Annotated in this window: 12 protein-coding genes; 6 read left to right on the top strand and 6 right to left on the bottom strand. The window is 39.0% G+C overall.

Annotation, left to right across the window (positions count from 1 at the left end; genetic code table 11):
- Nucleotide 1: 1 nt before the first annotated feature.
- Complete coding sequence (locus AWW68_RS14045; protein WP_157717661.1) at nt 2-328, top strand: hypothetical protein; 327 nt, start codon at nt 2-4, stop codon at nt 326-328.
- A gap of 300 nt (nt 329-628) precedes the next feature.
- Nucleotides 629-3,022 carry an ABC transporter permease gene (locus AWW68_RS14040; RefSeq protein ID WP_068222144.1) on the top strand — a complete coding sequence of 798 codons (2,394 nt, stop codon included), beginning with the start codon at nt 629-631 and terminating at the stop codon, nt 3,020-3,022.
- A 380-nt stretch (nt 3,023-3,402) separates the two neighbouring features.
- On the opposite strand, the gene greB is transcribed toward AWW68_RS14040, so the two are convergent.
- From greB to AWW68_RS14025, 3 genes are all read right to left on the bottom strand, one after another.
- Nucleotides 3,403-3,918, bottom strand: a complete 516-nt coding sequence (gene greB, locus AWW68_RS14035) for a transcription elongation factor GreB (protein ID WP_068222141.1) — start codon at nt 3,916-3,918, stop codon at nt 3,403-3,405.
- Nucleotides 3,919-4,041: 123 nt separating this feature from the next.
- The gene (locus AWW68_RS14030) at nt 4,042-4,566 is read right to left on the bottom strand and encodes a CIA30 family protein (protein ID WP_157717660.1); all 525 of its coding nucleotides are present in this window, start codon (nt 4,564-4,566) and stop codon (nt 4,042-4,044) included.
- Between the two features lie 285 nt (nt 4,567-4,851).
- Nucleotides 4,852-7,056 (bottom strand): glycoside hydrolase family protein, encoded by a 2,205-nt coding sequence (locus AWW68_RS14025; RefSeq protein WP_068222135.1) that lies wholly within the window; start codon nt 7,054-7,056, stop codon nt 4,852-4,854.
- Between the two features lie 514 nt (nt 7,057-7,570).
- Between AWW68_RS14025 and AWW68_RS14020 the strand changes: the two genes are divergently transcribed.
- The 4 genes from AWW68_RS14020 to AWW68_RS14005 are packed head-to-tail and all read left to right on the top strand — an operon-like array spanning nt 7,571 to nt 12,597.
- Nucleotides 7,571-9,040 (top strand): SMEK domain-containing protein, encoded by a 1,470-nt coding sequence (locus AWW68_RS14020; protein ID WP_068222132.1) that lies wholly within the window; start codon nt 7,571-7,573, stop codon nt 9,038-9,040.
- A 2-nt stretch (nt 9,041-9,042) separates the two neighbouring features.
- The gene (locus AWW68_RS14015; RefSeq protein WP_068222130.1) at nt 9,043-10,512 is read left to right on the top strand and encodes an argonaute/piwi family protein; all 1,470 of its coding nucleotides are present in this window, start codon (nt 9,043-9,045) and stop codon (nt 10,510-10,512) included.
- Between the two features lie 5 nt (nt 10,513-10,517).
- Complete coding sequence (gene dgt / locus AWW68_RS14010) at nt 10,518-11,894, top strand: dGTP triphosphohydrolase (RefSeq protein WP_068222128.1); 1,377 nt, start codon at nt 10,518-10,520, stop codon at nt 11,892-11,894.
- Nucleotides 11,875-12,597 (top strand): hypothetical protein, encoded by a 723-nt coding sequence (locus AWW68_RS14005; protein ID WP_068222125.1) that lies wholly within the window; start codon nt 11,875-11,877, stop codon nt 12,595-12,597. The genes dgt and AWW68_RS14005 overlap by 20 nt, the downstream gene beginning before the upstream one ends.
- Nucleotides 12,598-13,581: 984 nt before the next feature.
- Here AWW68_RS14005 and AWW68_RS14000 read toward each other — a convergent pair.
- From AWW68_RS14000 to AWW68_RS13990, 3 genes are all read right to left on the bottom strand, one after another.
- Nucleotides 13,582-14,754 carry a tetratricopeptide repeat protein gene (locus AWW68_RS14000; protein WP_068222122.1) on the bottom strand — a complete coding sequence of 391 codons (1,173 nt, stop codon included), beginning with the start codon at nt 14,752-14,754 and terminating at the stop codon, nt 13,582-13,584.
- 31 nt (nt 14,755-14,785) lie between these two features.
- Entirely contained in the window at nt 14,786-17,314 is a 2,529-nt protein-coding gene (gene gyrA / locus AWW68_RS13995) for a DNA gyrase subunit A (RefSeq protein WP_068222119.1), read from the bottom strand.
- A gap of 78 nt (nt 17,315-17,392) precedes the next feature.
- Entirely contained in the window at nt 17,393-18,580 is a 1,188-nt protein-coding gene (locus tag AWW68_RS13990) for a hypothetical protein (RefSeq protein WP_157717659.1), read from the bottom strand.
- Between the last annotated feature and the right edge of the window lie 38 nt (nt 18,581-18,618).

The raw sequence follows: 18,618 nt of genomic DNA, 5'->3' as shown, positions 1-18,618 counted from the left end.
CATGAGCGTTTATTTCGACCCAGATATTAAGGCCATTTTTGCACCATACGTACAACTAATGTTACAGGTCTCAATTGCAACGGACCAAGGTGTTTTTAGCTTAGATCTCAGCAATTACGAGTCAGTTTGCCGATTAAGCCAGCGCATTAAAATAGCTATTGAAGGTTACAAGCCTGAGAGTAAAACAGCTCACCCAATGCCTCCAAGAAAGTCTAATGGCGATGATAACCCATTGCCAGATGAACAAATAGACATGTACAATCAATGGTTAAAAGATGGAATGCCAGAAAGCGAAGGAGCAGAGGCATTTAGCGGACCAATTGTTTAGCGAGTCTTACAAATAGATCATTACGATCTTAGTCTTATAATTAAGCCCTGAGCTTTCCTTTTGACGAATAGGGAAACGCTCAGGGCTTTTCTTTTCTGCCTCGTTTTCCCAAAAAAAAAACTGTTATTCAGTCTATCTATACTGTAACCTATTCAGGTTTCGGAGAGTCACTTAGTATAGCCTTAGCGATTTTTAGCAAGCTAAGCCTCCATTTTATGTAATGGGTTACCTATATTTAGAGGTGAAATGGCTTGACTGCAAGTACTTTCATAAGGTCAAAAACAAATAACAACAACTTACATGCTTAAAAATTACGTGAAAGTAGCTTTTCGAAGCCTACTTAAGCAACCTGCTTACACAGCATTAAACATCATTGGTTTAACCGTAGGCATTGCTTCCAGTTTAATCATTCTGCTGTATATTTTTCATGAAACGAGCTTCGATAAGCAGCACTCGAAGGCAGATCGGATCTATCGACTTTCAACACAAATAACGGAGCCAGACAACTCATTTAAGTGGGCAAGTATGACTTGGCGTGCAGCCATGACCATCAAAAATGAGAATCCAGAAGTAGTTCAGGCTACTCGTTTGTCTGAAGTGAGCGGTCAAGGAGGAATGCGTTTCACCTTAGATCAGGTCGACTATTTTCAGAACAATGTCTACGCTGCAGATTCTACCATTTTCGAGATTTTCGATTATGATTTTATATCAGGTAACCCCGAAACAGCCTTGGAAGCTCCTAACTCCATTGTCATCAATGAGTCAATGGCTAAGAAAATTTTCAAGAATGAAAATCCGGTAGGTCAAACCTTACAGAGCGGTGGCAATAGAGAAATGTCATTACAGGTTACCGGGGTTTATAAAGACGTACCTAAGAGTTCTCACCTAATTGCTGAAGCTTTAGTTTCTTGGAAGACTATTTTTCAAGGAGATGATCCAGGATGGGGGAGTTGGGGTACTTATTCTTACGTGCTAGTAAATGAAGGAGTAGGCAAAGAAGAGTTACAGGTAAAGCTCGATTCTACCGTAACCAAGTACATAGCGCCTATTTTTGAACCAATCAACATTCAGGTGCAGATGATTCCTGTCTTACTTCAAGACATTCACTTAAATTCTGAATTTGAAGGTGAACCAGTGCCTGCTGGTGATATTAAATATGTAAGGATTTTTACAGCCATTGCTATCTTCCTAATCATTATAGCCAGTATCAATTATATGAACTTGGCTACTGCCCGGTCGGCTAAACGAGCTATGGAGGTTGGTCTCAGAAAGGTAATGGGTGCCCAAAGGGGAGGTCTCATCGGTCAGTTTTTGACTGAGTCTATATTGATTACACTTATATCTCTCGCACTCAGTATTCTAATCATTGTTTCTGTAGTGCCAAGCATTAATAATTTGGTGGGCACCAGTCTAGACGTTCAGGCACTTTTAAACACCAACGTGATTTTATCCATCATAGGAGTAGTAATAATCACAGGCTTTATAGGCGGAAGTTACCCTGCATTCTTTTTATCCTCTTTTCAGCCAGCTGCAGTATTAAAAGGTAGTGCAGGTAAGTCTGGAAGCAAAATTTTAAGAAAGGGCTTAGTAACTCTTCAGTTTGCTATTTCCATGTTTATGCTCATAGGCACTTTTGTGATCTACGCTCAAATGCAATTTGTAAGAAATAAAGACCTTGGCTTTGATAAAGATCAAGTCATTCAAATTGACTTTAGAAGCAGGGCAGATGTTGAAAAATGGAATGTATTGAAAAATGAATTGCTTCAAAACCCGAATATCACTGGTGTTGGCTCTTCTAGTTCAACTCCGGGAAATGGTCATGGTAAAAATGTTTACAGTATTGAAACCGAAGAAGGGCCAATGGATCAGAGAGGTTTGGATAACTATCGCGTTGACTATGACTTTTTCAAAACCTTGGGAGTTGAAGTAGTTGCAGGTAGAAGTTTCTCTCTTGAATACCCTTCAGATTCTTCTCAGGCTGTAATGGTCAATGAGGCAATGGTACGTAGAATGGATTGGTCTGACCCAATCGGCAAGAAAGTAAATCTTACAGGTAATGATTCTCTGCCATCCGCTCGCGTAGTGGGTGTGGTAAAAGACTTTCACCAAAAGTCACTTTATGAACCTATCAGTGCGCTAATGTTTTTGCCAAGTCGATTGAATCCGTCTGCTGTTGTTAAAATCTCTGGAGATGTAAATAGCACCATTGACTTTATTGAAGAAGCTTGGGACAGAACTTATGCCACCACTGCCTTTGAATATACCTTTTTAGACCAGCAGTTTATGGAGAACTATGAGGAAGATCAAATTCGTGGACAGCTGTTCCTTGGCTTCAGTGGTATGACTATTCTCATAGCCTGTTTAGGCCTTTTGGGCTTAGCCTCATACACTGCAGAACAGCGTTCTAAGGAGATTAGCATTAGAAAGGTTTTAGGAGCCAATACTGGCGGATTAGTTGGCTTGTTAATCAGAGACTTTATCATTCTGATACTAATTGCCGCTATACCAGCTTGCATCTTGGGCTATTACTCAATGATGGATTGGTTAGAGACCTTCCAATTCCACATTACACCCGGAGTTTTGATTTTCTCTATCGTTTTATTGGGAACTGTTCTGGTAACGGTTTTAACCACAGGTTACCATGCTCGCAAAGCTGCCACAGCTAATCCTGCTCAGAAATTAAGAAGTGAGTAAAATCTGACTGATTATTATTAAGAAAACTGTCCGAAAAGTTATTTAGTTGGTTGATAGTCAGCTTGAAAATTGAGCGAGATTGGCGATTACCCAACAGCTTTTCAGACAGTTTTAATTGATTCATTTCCCTTGCGATACTTACATTTGAGCCTCTGTCACGTCATTCCCAGCTTGACTGGTAGTCTCTAAAGCCTTAATGACTTTCTAGTTATGATTAAGACCTAATTTGGAGGGAAGAATAAAGGCTAACAAAGAGCTTTGTAAGCAGACTTTATTGTTCACCTACGTGGGGTTAAGAGAACTATAAAACCACTTCAACGTCATTCCCTGCTTGACTGGGAATCTGTATCTTTTAACATTAAACTGGAAGTGAACTAAGGCTACTTATCGTATTCTATCTTTAGAATCTTCCATACAAAATCACCCAGCTTAGTGGTAACCACCACTTCATCGCCAACAGTTTTATGCATCAGTGATTTAGCCATAGGGGAGTCCATAGAGATGTAGTTCTTATTGCCTATTAACTCTTCATAACCAACAATTCGAAAACGATTCTGAATTCCTTTCTTTTCGTTTCTAATTTCTACCCAAGCACCAAAGTTTACTTTTCCTTCATGATTTGGGTGATACTCAATAACCTTAAAATCGTCAATGCATTTACGCAAATAGCGCAAGCGGCTATCAATTTCTCGAAGTCGCTTTTTATTGTAATGGTAATCGGCATTCTCTGAACGATCTCCCAAGCTTGCTGCCCAGGCCACTTTAGCCGTTACATCAGGACGCTCAACTCTCCATAAATGATCGTGCTCTTCTTTTAACTTTTCAAAGCCCTCTGGCGTAATCATCTGTGAACGATTGAGCTTAGGAAGTGTCGATTCTGGTATTTTCCGTCTCATATTGGAAGACCTGATTTTAAAATTTGGCGCAAGATAATTGTTCTAGAGCTTGAATGCATCCAGACGAACAGCCTATTTCAAATTGCTTAATGCAGGAATCAGTAGAATTGGTCAATAGACTAGTTAATTGAACTTCACAAAATCGATCTCAGCTTGAAAAGGGCCTTCTTTTTTGTCGTTGGTCATAAGGCCCAAACGAATGATCTGTTCGAGCTGACTTTTAGATATTTTGTTGCCCGTAGCCCTACCAACCCTGTATTCTTTCAGGTCGGCTAAAGCGATGGTTACAGATTGCCATTCACCATCAGTTGCTGGTAAAGTAGCCTTATAATTTGGGTACCACCAAGCTCTATAATAGTCTAAATTTAAACTCAGGCTCTGTCCATCACTCTTATATCTCACTGTAACCGTTTCATATTCTGACAGGTCGTAACTGCCAAAAGAACTCCTTGCGGAGGCAAAACCTCCGTTATTCTCAAAAGACACCGAGCCCTTAAAGACCAAAGAGTTTTCGGAATAGCTCACATTACCCTGAGAACGACCACCCATCACCGTATCGTTGACAGAAAACCAGTTGGCGTTTTTGTTTTGCCCAAAGTCGATGATTAATGGATTGGCCATAAAGAAAATGGAGGTTAGTACGATCATTAAGTTATACATGCGCTGCTAACTATGTTTTCAGCTTTACTGTTTATCAAATTGACGTTTAGCCGATAGTAGTAGAATAGGTAGTGCGGAATCTGAGCTTAGAAGTTTCAATGAAGGAAGATATACTTAAGTGGGTCTTTCGCCATACGTAATTCCGATACTGATTTATACCAAATTTTTGTACTAATAAGTGAGCCACAAATGTTAACCTAACTATAGAGCTTATCTAAAAGAATCGGATCTTAAAGCTTCGAACTTTAAGAATTTGCTAAGGAAACCTGCCTATCAAATAGCTGAGAGCTTAAAGTATGGATTCGCCTCTTCATTGTCTTTACCAATCAGGGCTAAACCAGTCCAAGCGGTAGAGGCTACATGCAGGTAGTTGAAATATGCCCAGCCTAAACCTTCACCAGTATGTGCCTCTTTAGCAGGAGTGGCCACTAAGCCGTAGCCTATACTGTTTTCGGCCTCTTTAATTTGCCTAACCAGACTCTCCATGTATTCATCAAAAACCTTCTCGAAAGACGAACTTACCTGTCTGGCAAACCAAAGCGACATGGCAGCCCCTGCAGTAGCTTCATTTTGTATTTCTGAGCCAGCAAGTGCGAACTTGGTTCCTTTAAACCCTTTAGATTTGGTCGTCATAGCATCAATCATAAAGGAAAGACTAGACATGTCCGTTTCAGGGTTTATTCGTGCTAAACTAACCCAGCTCTGACAGTCGGTTGGTACTACAGTATGGTTAATGTCGCTTGCTATACCAGTTCCCGTAACATAATACGTATTCTGCCAAAAACAGCCTTTCACTAATGTTCTAGCTCTTTCTCTGGCGTTTTTCCAAGCATCATTACCTGTCAATACCCACAGGTTATCAAAGAAGGAAACACAATCTACATTATGCTCTACAGACCTCCAGTGATACGGATTCCCCCAATGGTCTTCACCACCTGTAAAGCCCTGGAGTTCATCTTCTTTAGTGCAGTTTGTAATAATCCATTGACCTATGGTTTCCGCAGCATGCAAATAACGATGAACCTTGGTTTTATGGTAAAGGCGTGTAAGTGCTATACCAGCCCACGACATATTTCCGATATCCCTTCGCCCTCCATCAGGCACATAAATAGAGGTGGTAAAATTCATATCAGGGTCAATAAGCCTATCGGCTACTGTTGCGGCTACAATTCTACCTTCGCCAATCGGGTCGTGGTTCATAGCTTGCACCAAACCATCACCCAGCGCCTGTGCTCGCTCCAAATTATCCCTCACCAAAAAGTAAATACACGCCATGGCCGTGTCATAGGTATCGCCTCTAGAAAAAACCATGTTATGATCTGTAGAAAACCCAGGTGCAGGTGGGCGATAGGTTTGTACATAACGTGGCCCACTTAACTGAAATTGATCCATCTGCTGCTCTAAGAACAAGTCAATTCGTTCAAGAGAATTGGCAGAATGATACTTACTTCTACTCGGTACAACGGGGAATATTAAGTTGTTGGGCTGCCTTTCAATGAGCCCAGCCATTTCTCGATTTCTACCATCCCAGTCAACCAAATTCATAAAACTTTTGGTGGTATTTAGAAGTGCTTCATTCCAAGTTTTGGTCCACTCTTCCTGAACCTTCTCATCATAAGACCTCAGAGCCTCATAAACCGCCATTTTCGTATCCTGAAATTCGACCTGACCGCGATCTACAGGTACTCTAGGCGTCTCCTTTATTATAACTGCCGTGCCCAAGCCAGGCGACCATCGCCCTTGAGCAAAGCGATCGTAAACAGTCATGGTGATAACTTTTGTTTTAGCTTTGAGCACTTCTTGTTCTTCTAAGCCATCTCTATAGTGAATTTCTCCTTTGCCTGAAGCAATCATGGATCTTCTCCATGCCATAGATCGATGAAACATAGAAGCGGCACTATCGGAATAAAGGATGGCCATATTATTAAGAGCAGCCTGATGCCTATAAGTATGAGGCTCCATGGCTTTGAGCTCCATAAGCACAGCAATGTGTGTAACTGCCAGTACTTGCATTAATCTAGCAACCTGGAGTAGATGCAGGGGAGGCACATTGTTAAGCTCTGCCAGCATGGTATTGGTTTCTGAAGTCAATACAATCAGATGTAGTCGTTTTTCACGGGCATTGCTTATAAAAGCCAACTGCCTAAAAAGATTACCAAAATTGCGAATTCTCTTGATGAGGTTAGATGCCGTAAGCTCTCCAAGTGCCTGTTGAACCGCATCATCTACCTTATGATCAACCATATTAGAGACCTTTCCTTCTATCTGATCCCAGAGAGATTTCTTCTTTTTATCGGCACTGCTTGGAAAGAAAACTAGGTCTACCACATACTTGATCAGCTTATTGGATTTTCCTGGAGCCTGATCGGCAGCAATATGAATTACGGCCTGCAAAAAGCCTTTGTGGTCGAAGGTCTCGAAGTCATCACCAAAGGACTTTAAAAATTCGGTGCTTATTTCAAACGGATCGGTTGCCATATCTGTATGTGGTAAAGTGACGTGTTATTTTGTGTTTCTAATTATACTAAATAAATAGCTATGGTTCATGTAAACCAAGCGCTCGGTTACCGACCCACGTAGATTCATATTGAAATATAAAAGCAAACGGTTGGTGGTGCTGGCCCTGTTTTGCTTAACAAAAGAACTGTCGTTATCGTATAGATCCCGATAGCTATCGGGACGATAACTGATCTTATGTAAACCACTGCGTGGCCGCAAAACACTATTATTGTTATATAATGTCCACAGTTTTATGTTAAGTAAGCTTGGGGTTTCTAGCGAGCTTTTCATTCTAAGAAGGGCTGGCCAATTAGCCACGCAGGAGGGGAGGCAATGGCACACTCTTGCATAGTGCCTGCACAAGCATGTGTGTGGAATTTGGACTATTGTTTCAATGTAAAATCATCATTATGACTTTTCAAATATTACCTTAAATCTTAAGATTTAATTAGCTAATTTAAGCACTAACAATAATTTCTGACAATGAACATAAGTGAAAAGAATAAGGTTAACCAATAGTATTCTAGAATCTCTAACAAGGTTTAGCACCGAAATACAGATTTCTAATAAAAATGCATTCTTTGATATCAACATTCAGTCTGAATACCTGCTGATACCTTTATTGAATTTGGTTTTTGATTATAAGCTGGTGAATGCTAACCAAATAAAAAAGAATTATCCAGCGGTCGATCTTATCGATCTTGATAACAGATTAGCTTTTCAAATTACTTCGACATACTCATCCCACAAAGTCAAAAAGACACTTGAGAGTTTTAGGAAAAATGATCTTCATAAACTATTTGATGAAGTCTTTTTCCTCTTTTTAACTACAAATGATGTTAAGGTAAACTCTCAAAAAGTACTCTCTGAAGTAGGGACAAAGATCGTTTTAGAGGATGACCGACACTTCTTGAATTTCAATAGTTTGTTTTCTCACATTCAATCCTTGTCATTGAATAAAATTGAGCGTATCGAAGCACTTCTAACGGAAGAGTTTCATGAGGAAAAAGTTAAAGCTAGAATTCAAGATACGAAGAGCCCGGACTTGAGGACAGAGCCTTACTTCCTCAATTTAGTATCACTAGATCTTCCTAAGAGTCTATTTGTGGTTGATCTTAACATTGAAAAAGAAAAATTAAAAAAGGACTTGATTGAGCGTAAAAAGGAGAAGGGGCAAAAGATGAGAAAATTCAATGATAGGGACTTGTTTAAAGAGGCTATTAATCAGAATAATCCTGATAAATACTGTGAAGACTGGGTTATCCATGGTCAACAACTAATCTCCTTCAGAGATTTTACAAAGGATGTATCTCTAGCTGGGCTAGTAGATCAAGGAACTAGTACAGAACTGAGTATTGAGGAATTCTGCTTCGATGAAGATAAGAAACGAGTTTTCAAGAATTTATTAAATGCGGTTTTAAGGGAGTATCTAAAAACAGTGAAGTTCGAGTGGTACCATCCAGATAAGATTTTTAGAATAAAGTCTCCTAACGCAGATATGCCTAAAGAAGTCAAGGTTACTTGGAAACTGAATAAAAAACCCCAGCCTCGATCAGTGATAAGTGAGATATGGAATAAGAACAAGACTCATATTATCTGTTTTAGACATTTGGCATTTTCTTCATCCATTTTTGAATTTGACGGAAGGTGGTTTTTTAGCATTAATCCCACCTATAGTTTTACTACGAATGGTTATCGGAAAAGTAGATTTTCTCAGTATTACATGACTGGGAAAAAACAAAACGATGATAACAAGTCAATTTATCACGATCTCCGATTTATACTTTGGAATATTAAGAAGCTAGATTCCCCGTCAGAAATGTTCCAAGCTACGCTGCCCTATGATTTTAAAATAGGAGACTTTGAGGAATTCAAATCAGGATTTGCAATAAAGGATGATGAATGGAACCCAAAGCAAGAAAAAGTCAATGAAGGAGTAATCGATAACCCATTATTCAACTAATTATGGAGTTTAGGCACATCAAAGAACCTCTATTAGAGTTTGGAGAAGGGCTAAGTGTTTGTCCTAAAGATGGGATTGCAACCAAAGGTACTTACGACCGAAATCAAGTTCGACCTGTACAGATAAAATTAGGGGTTGTAGGTAAGGAGGAAAGCGTTGAAAAAGTTCTCAATTGGTTAATTAATTCTAAAGACTACATTCCGGGAAAAGAAAGTAAAAGAGAAAAACCAAAGCTATTCCCGGCCTTTCCGGGGTTCAATAGTCAAACAGCCTTCAAATCTGAAATAATCTATGACGAAACATATATTAGGAATCTAAACAATTCTGAATTTGATAAGATAAAGGAGAACTCGGACAGTGTCGAAAGCTTGATTTCAGCAACTATTGATTTATATCTGAACGAGATAAAGTTCTTAGCAAAAAACAAGGTAGCTGATGTTATAATATGTGTTCTTCCTGAAAAATTTGTCCAAGGTTTTTTAGAGAGTGAAAAAGATCCAGAAAAGCCATCCGCTAATGCTGACTCTACTCAGGAAAATGACAATGAATATCAGAATGGCAATGATGCTGAAGATGAAGAAGAGCACTCTCTAGAAACGGACTTCAGAAGACTCTTTAAAGCAAAGTCAATGAAGTATAACATTCTAATTCAGATAGTAAGAGATAGAATTGTTAAACCTTCTTCAAGTATGCAGGACCCTGCGTCAATTGCTTGGAATCTATACACAGCACTATATTATAAGGCTGGAGGTACGCCATGGGCATTGAGAAAAGACTCAGCCTCAATTGATTGTTATGCAGGTATAAGTTTTTATCGAAGCAGAGACAAAAAAACTCTTCAAACCAGTATCGCTCAAATTTTTAACGAAGTTGGAAAAGGAGTAATTCTAAGGGGTGAGCCTGTTGAAATCAAAAGCAACGATAGAATTCCCCACTTAAGTGAAGACCAAGCATACAGGTTAATGAATAGAGCTCTGACTGAATATAGAGACTCTTTAAGAATTAACCCCCAACGCTTGGTGATTCATAAAACCTCAAATTTCAATGAAGACGAGATTAGAGGGTTTGAGAAAGCGGCAAACGAACATGCCGTTTATTCAACTGATATGGTAACAATCATGCGTACCGATTTACGGCTTTTTAGAGAAGGAATGTTTGCTCCAAGAAGAGGAAGTCACCTTGCTCTTGATAGCCATAATCATCTGCTGTATACAAGAGGTTCTGTTGATTTTTTTGAGACATACCCAGCAAAGTATATACCATCACCAATTTTGGTACGACTTTTTAAATATGACAGCTCTCCCAATAAAATTTGTGAAGAGATATTGGCTTTGACGAAAATGAATTGGAACAATACTCAATTTGATAGAAAATATCCTATCACTATAGAATGTGCCCGAAAGGTTGGTGATATTTTAAAATACCTCAACGAAGACGAAAAAGAGCAATTAAAGTATAGCTTTTACATGTAGATAAAATGGATTGGAATAAATATTTAAACTCACAAAGACTAAGAAGCACTGAACGAGAAAAGAAAGGTGATTCAAGAAATGAATTTGAAAGTGATTTTGGCCGAGTAATCTTCAGCCCTGCAACACGAAGAATGCATGATAAGACCCAGGTGTTCCCATTGACGTTAGATGACAATATACATTCAAGATTAACTCATTCCATGGAGGTTATGGCTATTGGTCATTCCTTGGGTTTAAGGGTCGTTGAAGATAAATTATTTTTACACAAGACAAATCTTAAAAAACAGGATATACATAGAAACATCCCTGTGATTTTAAAAAATGCTTGTCTAGTTCATGATATTGGAAATCCACCATTTGGACATTTTGGTGAATCAGTCATAGCAAATTATTTCGAACGATTTTTTAATAACAATAAAGAAGATAAGTTTCATATCTCGAATAGAATAGAGCTTAGTAAGCTTGAGAAAGAGGACTTTACAAACTTTGATGGTAATGCTCAAGGCTTTCGCGTATTGACCAAGCTTCAAGTTTTAAATGACGCACATGGACTTAATTTGACTTACGGTACATTGGGGGCATTCTTGAAGTATCCCAATTCTGGCCAAATCGATAAAAAATATCTCGCCACAAAAAAGAGAGGGGTTTTTCAATCGGAGGCAGATGTATTAAAGAAAATAATTGACAATTGTGACCTTAAATCTGCTGACGAATTCAAAAGGCATCCTCTTGCATTTTTGATGGAAGCCGCAGATTCAATCTGTTATTTGGTAATGGACATAGAAGATGGCTTCAATAAAGGGTGGTATGGGTTTGACGATGTAAAAAAGATTCTTGTCGGTATTCCAAAGGTCAAGAAGAAAATTAAGGATTTAGACAAAACAAGTGGCTTAGGAAGCGAAATAACCAAAATGGTAAAGCTTAGAATATTCTTAATTTCTGAATTGGTGAAAATAGCAGTTTATAACTTTGTGAATCACCTTGAAGGGATATGTGAGGGTGAATACAATAAAGAATTGATAGATGATGATCCTAATGGTTTATCAGATATTCTGAGGGAATTTGTAGGCGTAAATGTGTTTCCAAAAAGAGAAATTCAACAATTAGAGCTGACCGGACACTCTATTATTACTGGCCTTTTGGATTTTTATATCGAATTTATTTTTTCTGAATCGAAGCATTACAGAAAAAGGGCAATCGGTATGATTTCTGGAAGTTTAATTCGGGCAGCACTTTTCGAAAACGGTTTTAAGAAAAGATCTGATTTTGATTCACTACCGGATTATTATAAGTTGAGAGTAATTGTTGATTTTATCTCCGGTATGACCGACCAATTCGCATTGCAACATTATCAAAAACTAAGTGGGCAGAAGATTAGCTGATATAGAGATTGAGATCAAAAACCATGAGCAAAAGTTCTCTAGCTTTCTTAGAAACATTTTAGAGGGCGAAATATTCAGGTTAATTGATCAATTATCTAAGTCAACCAAGGTATATTTATTCAGTGGCATAATCAGAAACTATTTTCTCCATAAGTATTTGGTGCGCGATGTAGATCTGGTGATTGAATCTGATGATGGACTTGACAAAGTGTTGGAAGGCTTAAAATATCGTCAAAATTCATTTGGTGGTTATAAGATTGAATTAGATGGTAAGAACATCGACATTTGGAGAATGGATAAGACATGGGCTTTCAACCATAGACAAAAGCATCTGAACCTTGATCTACAACGCATTATACCTGAAACTTCTTTCTTTAATTTTTCCGCCATTATTTATTCAATCAATGAACAAAAGTTCTTCTATACCAAAGACTTTTTGAGTTTCCTTAGGACGAAAACAATCGATTACGTTTATGAACCAAATGCCAACAGGCAATTATGTGTAGTTAATACATTCTATTATCAGAAGAAGTACGATTTGAAGGTGTCTAACAAACTATTACATTTAATAAGTTCTTGGTATTGGGAAGGAGAAAAGGACTATGAAAAAGTACAATATAAGCACTTTGGAAAAGTGATTTTCAGCAATTCCGAGATATTAGAAAAAGTCATTCCGACTAATGAACTCCTAGAATGTAAATAAAAAAATTGTGTCTACTCACAAGAAGCGTTCAGCTGTGCCTGGCTCAAAAGGACAGGATTTACTTGCCCTTGTAATTACCGAAGTGATCAGCCGGATATTGGCTATTGACTGGGAGTGGTAAGAATGTATAACTATATCCTTAGGTATAAGTGAAGTTGAGTTTTTGAAGGCGGGTGGGATGAAGGAATCGCGGAGATGCGTCCGCCTTGTGCGGCTGGCCGATTATTCCTTCTTGATTTCTTTGCATACTTTCTGCATCAAGGCAGAAAGTTTGAGCCTCCCGAAGTATCGGGACGGCTTGAATGAGATTGAGCGTTAAGAATTTATTCAGAGAATGAATTTAGCGAGTGGTCTGTCTATAGGGCAATCATCATTAACACAAATCCACAAAGCAATGAGGAGATTGCCGCGCTACACTCGCAATGTCGACCTTAATGACCCACAGCAAAGAGAAAGGCCTCGGACCAGCACACAGCTCAGTTAGACAGCCAAAAAATCAGTAAAGCGCCAACAGAGCCCAGGTTCACATATGTTTGCTCGCGATCGTTTGGATTTATTTTAAATCGTGCTCGCGAATCTCACTCATTGAAGTTCAATATGGTTCAGGGCTTCGAGAAGCGTTCGATTTTAACAGGCAAGCCTGAAGACTCGGGCTAACACTTGAGAAATGCCCAGCATTCGTTGCGCTCATTCGCCAAATAAATGAAGCGCGCGACAATCGAATATTCGGAAGCAATCTGTACGACAGGACGTACACAAGAAAATAGAGCATCAGAATTTTCTGGTAAACCTTATGAATGGGCCATCCGTGTTTTGCTTAACATAAGAACTGACGTTATCGCACTGGAGTGACGATAACTGTTCTTATGTTAAATACTCTACAAGCTCCGTATTACGCAAAACATTATTGTTGTTATATAATTTATATTATGTTAAATATAAACTTCGAAAATGAAGGAGGCCTATTTAACCTCCTTCTATTTCTTAGTTACCTCCTTCTAGTGCATCTAGTCTATCAAGGATGGCATCTCTCTTGTCATCCATTCCTAACTGATCGTAGATAGTACTCAATGGTCTTAATGAGTACACATCATTAGGATCGGCTTCAATGGCTTTCTCAAAATATGGCTGAGCCTCTTTGAACTTGTCCATTGCTTGCTTCTTCAACTCTTGATACTTGGCATCATCATCTACCTCATTATTAGCTTTTGACATTAACTCAGCACCTTGATTATAAACCACAGATCCTGCAACATATAAAGCTTCTGGGTAATTAGGATCCATCTCTAAAGCCTTCTTAGCGTTCACTAAAGCATCATCGAAATCCTCATTGTTCCATTGTAGGTATGACAACATGTAGTAAATATTCTTCTCTACATCACCTTGAGCGATTAAGCTCTCAAGTCCCTCAATTGCTTCATCCATCTGATCGATCTTAATAAGAATATCTACTTCCCATTGCGGATAAAGCTTTTCTTCTGGATACTCTTCTTTAGCAGCTCTCAACACTTTCAAGCCCTCATCATAATTTTCATTATCGATAAGGTTGGTGATTACCTGATTATAGGCATAGCTCTTGTTGTCATAGTCTTCTTCAGAAGCAATTACTTTTTTGTAGTATGCTACAGCTTCATCATCCATTCCAGCGTTTTCAGCAGAATAACCAGCAAAAAAGTCTTTTGTAATATCTGAGTTAATCTGAGTAACGATCTTCAAGCATTTGTAAGCTCTTTCATAATCTTCAGCTTCCATAGCCTTATTAGATTCGTTAAGCAAAACAGCCTCTAATGCACCTAACTTAGAACCACCCATTGCTTTAGTATCATCAGCAGGGTTTAGAATAGCTTCTTGCATAAGGTCTTCTTTCACCTTGTCGTCAGCTACTTCCATCGCCTTCATATACCAATCGAAGCTTTTTTGAGCATCTTCCATATTGGTTAGGCCACCAGTCAAGAATTTTTCTTGATAGATATCGCCTAATAGTACTAAGGCGTCAACTTTGGTTTCAGCATCTTGAGATGCTTGAGTAGCATTAGTTATCGCATTGTCAATCTCACCTTTTCTTAATGCTTTCTCAGCCTCTTTTAATACTTTCTTTTGTGCAAATACTCCCACTGCCAGGAATGAAAGTACTACAGTTAAAAACAGTTTTTTCATGAGTATTTTAGTCTAATTTTAGTTTCAATTTTTATTCGGTAGTCTCTGAAGTTGGCGCTTCGCCTCCTTCGTTATTTTCGTTTTCTGAAGAATCCATAAGTTCTTCATCTTCAGCTATTTGTTCTATCTTTTCTACAGAAGAGATTTCATCTCCTTCTTGTAACCTAATTAGCTTCACTCCTTGTGTAGCTCGGCCCATAACTCTTAGGTTCTCTACAGAAATTCTGATGGTGATTCCCGACTTGTTGATAATCATCAAATCATCTGTATCAATCACTTCTTTTATGGATACTAAGTTACCGGTTTTCTCAGTAATGTTAATGGTCTTAACACCCTTACCACCTCTTTTGGTAATGCGGTAATCTTCTATTGGAGAGCGCTTTCCGTAGCCCTTTTCAGAGACAACTAACAGGTTAGCGTCTTCTCTAGCTACACATACCATGCCAACTACTCTATCATCGTCTCCTTCTAGGGTCACTCCTCTTACTCCAGCGGCTGTTCTCCCCATAGATCGAACGTCACTTTCGTGGAAATGAACCACCTTACCAGACTTTTTACCGATAATAATATGGTTGTCGCCATTTGTGAATTTAACCTCTAATAATCGGTCTCCTTCGTTAATGGTAATGGCATTTATACCGTTAGTTCTTGGTCTAGAATATGCCTCAAGAGAAGTTTTCTTGATAGTTCCAGATTCAGTACACATAACCACAAAGTGGTTGTTTACATAGTCTTCATCCTTCAAGTCTTCAACATTGATAATGGCTCTGATCTTGTCTCCAGGCTCAATATTAATCAAGTTCTGAACTGGTCTACCTTTAGACGTTTTACTTCCTTCTGGCAGCTCCCATACTTTCTTCCAGAACACTTTACCAAACTCAGTAAAGATCAACAAGTAGTTGTGGGTCATACCAGTGAATAGGTATTCCGTAAAGTCGTCTTCCTTAGAGCCAGCCCCTCTAGAACCAACACCACCTCTTCCTTGAGTTCTATACTCAGAAAGGTGCGTTCTCTTAATATATCCTTGGTGAGAAACGGTGATGAGCATTTCCTCATTCGGAATCATATCTTCCGTAGTGAAGTCTTCTGCAGAATGAACTATATCAGTTCTTCTCTCATCGCCATAACGGTCTCTTATTTCAATAAGCTCATCCTTGATAATGCCCATTCTAAGTTCTTCTTTCTCAAGAATCTCTTTCAACTTAGCAATAAGCTCCATTATCTCTTCATACTCCTTCTTGATCTTGTCTCTTTCAAGACCTGTCAATCTTTGAAGTCGCATTTCTAAGATGGCTTTGGCTTGTATTTCTGACAAACCGAAATTCTCCATTAGACCTGCTTTCGCTATTTCAGGGTCTCTTGAAGAACGAATTAGATTGATAACCTCATCGAGATTATCTAGTGCAATAAGATAGCCTTCTAAGATGTGTGCTCTCTTTTCAGCTTCATTGAGTTCATATTGCGTTCTACGAATAACCACTTCATGTCTGTGGTCTACGTAGTTCTTTATTAAGTCTTTAAGGTTTAATGTGTATGGTCTACCTTTTACCAAGGCCACGTTATTCACACCAAATGAAGATTGAAGCTGTGTATACTTATACAGGTTGTTCAATACAACATTACCTATGGCGTCTTTCTTTAGCTCATAGACAATGCGCATTCCGCTTCTATCCGACTCATCTCTGATATCAGAAATACCTTCAATTTTCTTCTCATTTACCAAAGCAGCAGTCTTCTCGATCATGCTGGCTTTGTTTACCTGATAAGGAATTTCTGTTACAATGATTTGCTCACGACCAGACTTCAAGACTTCAATATCGGCTTTGGCCCTAAGCACCACTCTACCTCTACCTGTCTCGAAAGCAGACTTTACACCTGTGTAACCATAAATGGTTCCGCCAGTTGGAAAGTCAGGAGCTGTGATGTGCTGCGTAAGCTCATCGATAGTTATGTCATTGTTGTCGATATATGCGATGGTACCATTCACTACCTCAGTAAGGTTGTGAGGCGCCATATTAGTAGCCATACCTACCGCAATACCGGAGCTACCATTTACCAATAAACAAGGGAGTTTACCGGGTAAAACTGTTGGCTCTTTTAATGAATCGTCAAAGTTGAATTGATAGTCTACCGTATCCTTATTGATATCGGCCAACATCTCATCAGCAATCCTTTTCAACCTAGCCTCGGTGTAACGCATAGCTGCTGGCGAATCACCATCAATGGAACCGAAGTTACCTTGCCCGTCTACCAAAGGATATCGTAACGACCATTCTTGGGCCATACGTACCATGGTATCGTATACCGATGAATCTCCGTGAGGGTGGTATTTACCAAGCACCTCTCCTACAATTCTAGCTGATTTTTTATAAGGTTTGTTCCAGTTAACCCCTAGGTCGAGCATTCCGTAAAGAACCCTTCTGTGAACTGGTTTTAGTCCATCTCGGACGTCTGGTAATGCTCTTGAGATAATCACCGACATGGAGTAGTCGATGTATGCACCCCTCATCTCATCTTCTATGTTAATGGGGATGATGGTTTCCTTGTCTCCGTCTGCCATAAATTGGTTAAAAAGTCCGTTTTAATTAAAGGCGCAAGATACTAAATATTATCTGTAGAAGCGGTTAAAATGAAAGGTTTAATTGCCATTTCCACCACCTTTTTCGCTACCTTTTTTAGACTTTTTGTCCTTTATAATTGGGAATGACCAACCCTTGGCTTTTCTGTTAACGCCTCGCTGTCCGTAGCGAGGATTTTGCTTCTTATAGAACGGCCTACCTCGGTACATTTTTCCGTTGAAAACATGTTCCATTTGCACCATATCGGCCTTGTACTTATTTCTTGGGTAGACAGGATACTTGAATAGTAGACCTAAGTCTATGCTAAAGATGGAATATTTGTGCTGGGTAGAAAGAACATCGTTGGCCAAGGTATAGCTCCTCATTTCAAATGATGGTCTAATGTAGCCTTTGAAATACTTTGAGAATGTGGTTTGGAACATGAGCCCGACATTGAAAAATGGCTCGTAGTTGATGTTATCCGAATTAATTTGCGACTGTTTGATCTTCCAAACACCACCATAAACATCGGCCAACATAGAGAAGTCTCCCAGAGAGTAGAAGTTATAAGTGACCGAAGCAAACATTTTGGTTGTAGATATCTTGGTTTCAGGTAGCTGATATCGTCTCAGCAATGGGTCTACATCTTGCTCTGAACTCGGATGCCTAAACTTATGTGCGCCCCACCCTATTCCGCCTCCTATGCGAAGCATATCATCATCTAGATACCTCTTTTCTCCAGTTCTTTCGAAATGGCCTTTGTCTAATTTTTTAATGCTATACGATAGCCTCAGAGTCAGCGGATTATAACGACCTGAATTGTTATAGACGAATGAGGCTGTATCTGTTCTTACAATCTGACTATCGTCATCTATTCTCGAAATATCAACTTCGGTAAATCTATTAAACCAATTGCTATAGGCAACACTAGGCTGCGCTGTCGATTCTTCACCAATAGGGACAATATAAAGCAGATCGTTTCTCGGGTTTCTAATAACAGACACCCCTTCTAGCGGATTTTGATAAGAAAAATATCCGTAGCTTTTCTCTACACTCAGGTTGAACCGATTGAGCATTTTTCTCACCGGGCTAGTGAGCTGCCGTTCCATGGCCTTTTTCCTTTCCTCTGGTGTTTGGGCCTCTTCAAGCACAAAACCTTGTACGTTACCCTCCTTCTTTTTCTTTTTTTTCCAAAACTGAGCATCTACTTGGTTAAATGTTATACCCAACAGGAGAGTAAGCAGGAAAAGGCGGTATAGACGTATCAATGAAAGGCTTTTTCAATTATAAAGACAAACGTATTCAA

It is taken from the genome of Roseivirga spongicola (assembly GCF_001592965.1).
GTDB lineage: Bacteria > Bacteroidota > Bacteroidia > Cytophagales > Cyclobacteriaceae > Roseivirga > Roseivirga spongicola.
Note: the sequence above shows the minus strand (reverse complement) of the source record. Positions and strands in the feature narration are given on the sequence as shown.

Bases quoted from the DNA above. Each gene is read 5' to 3' on its own strand.
- AWW68_RS14045 (WP_157717661.1), top strand. From the start codon at position 2: ATGAGCGTTTATTTCGACCCAGATATTAAGGCCATTTTTGCACCATAC.
- AWW68_RS14040 (WP_068222144.1), top strand. From the start codon at position 629: ATGCTTAAAAATTACGTGAAAGTAGCTTTTCGAAGCCTACTTAAGCAA.
- greB (WP_068222141.1), bottom strand. From the start codon at position 3,918: ATGAGACGGAAAATACCAGAATCGACACTTCCTAAGCTCAATCGTTCA.
- AWW68_RS14030 (WP_157717660.1), bottom strand. From the start codon at position 4,566: ATGATCGTACTAACCTCCATTTTCTTTATGGCCAATCCATTAATCATC.
- AWW68_RS14025 (WP_068222135.1), bottom strand. From the start codon at position 7,056: ATGGCAACCGATCCGTTTGAAATAAGCACCGAATTTTTAAAGTCCTTT.
- AWW68_RS14015 (WP_068222130.1), top strand. From the start codon at position 9,043: ATGGAGTTTAGGCACATCAAAGAACCTCTATTAGAGTTTGGAGAAGGG.
- dgt (WP_068222128.1), top strand. From the start codon at position 10,518: ATGGATTGGAATAAATATTTAAACTCACAAAGACTAAGAAGCACTGAA.
- AWW68_RS14000 (WP_068222122.1), bottom strand. From the start codon at position 14,754: ATGAAAAAACTGTTTTTAACTGTAGTACTTTCATTCCTGGCAGTGGGA.
- gyrA (WP_068222119.1), bottom strand. From the start codon at position 17,314: ATGGCAGACGGAGACAAGGAAACCATCATCCCCATTAACATAGAAGAT.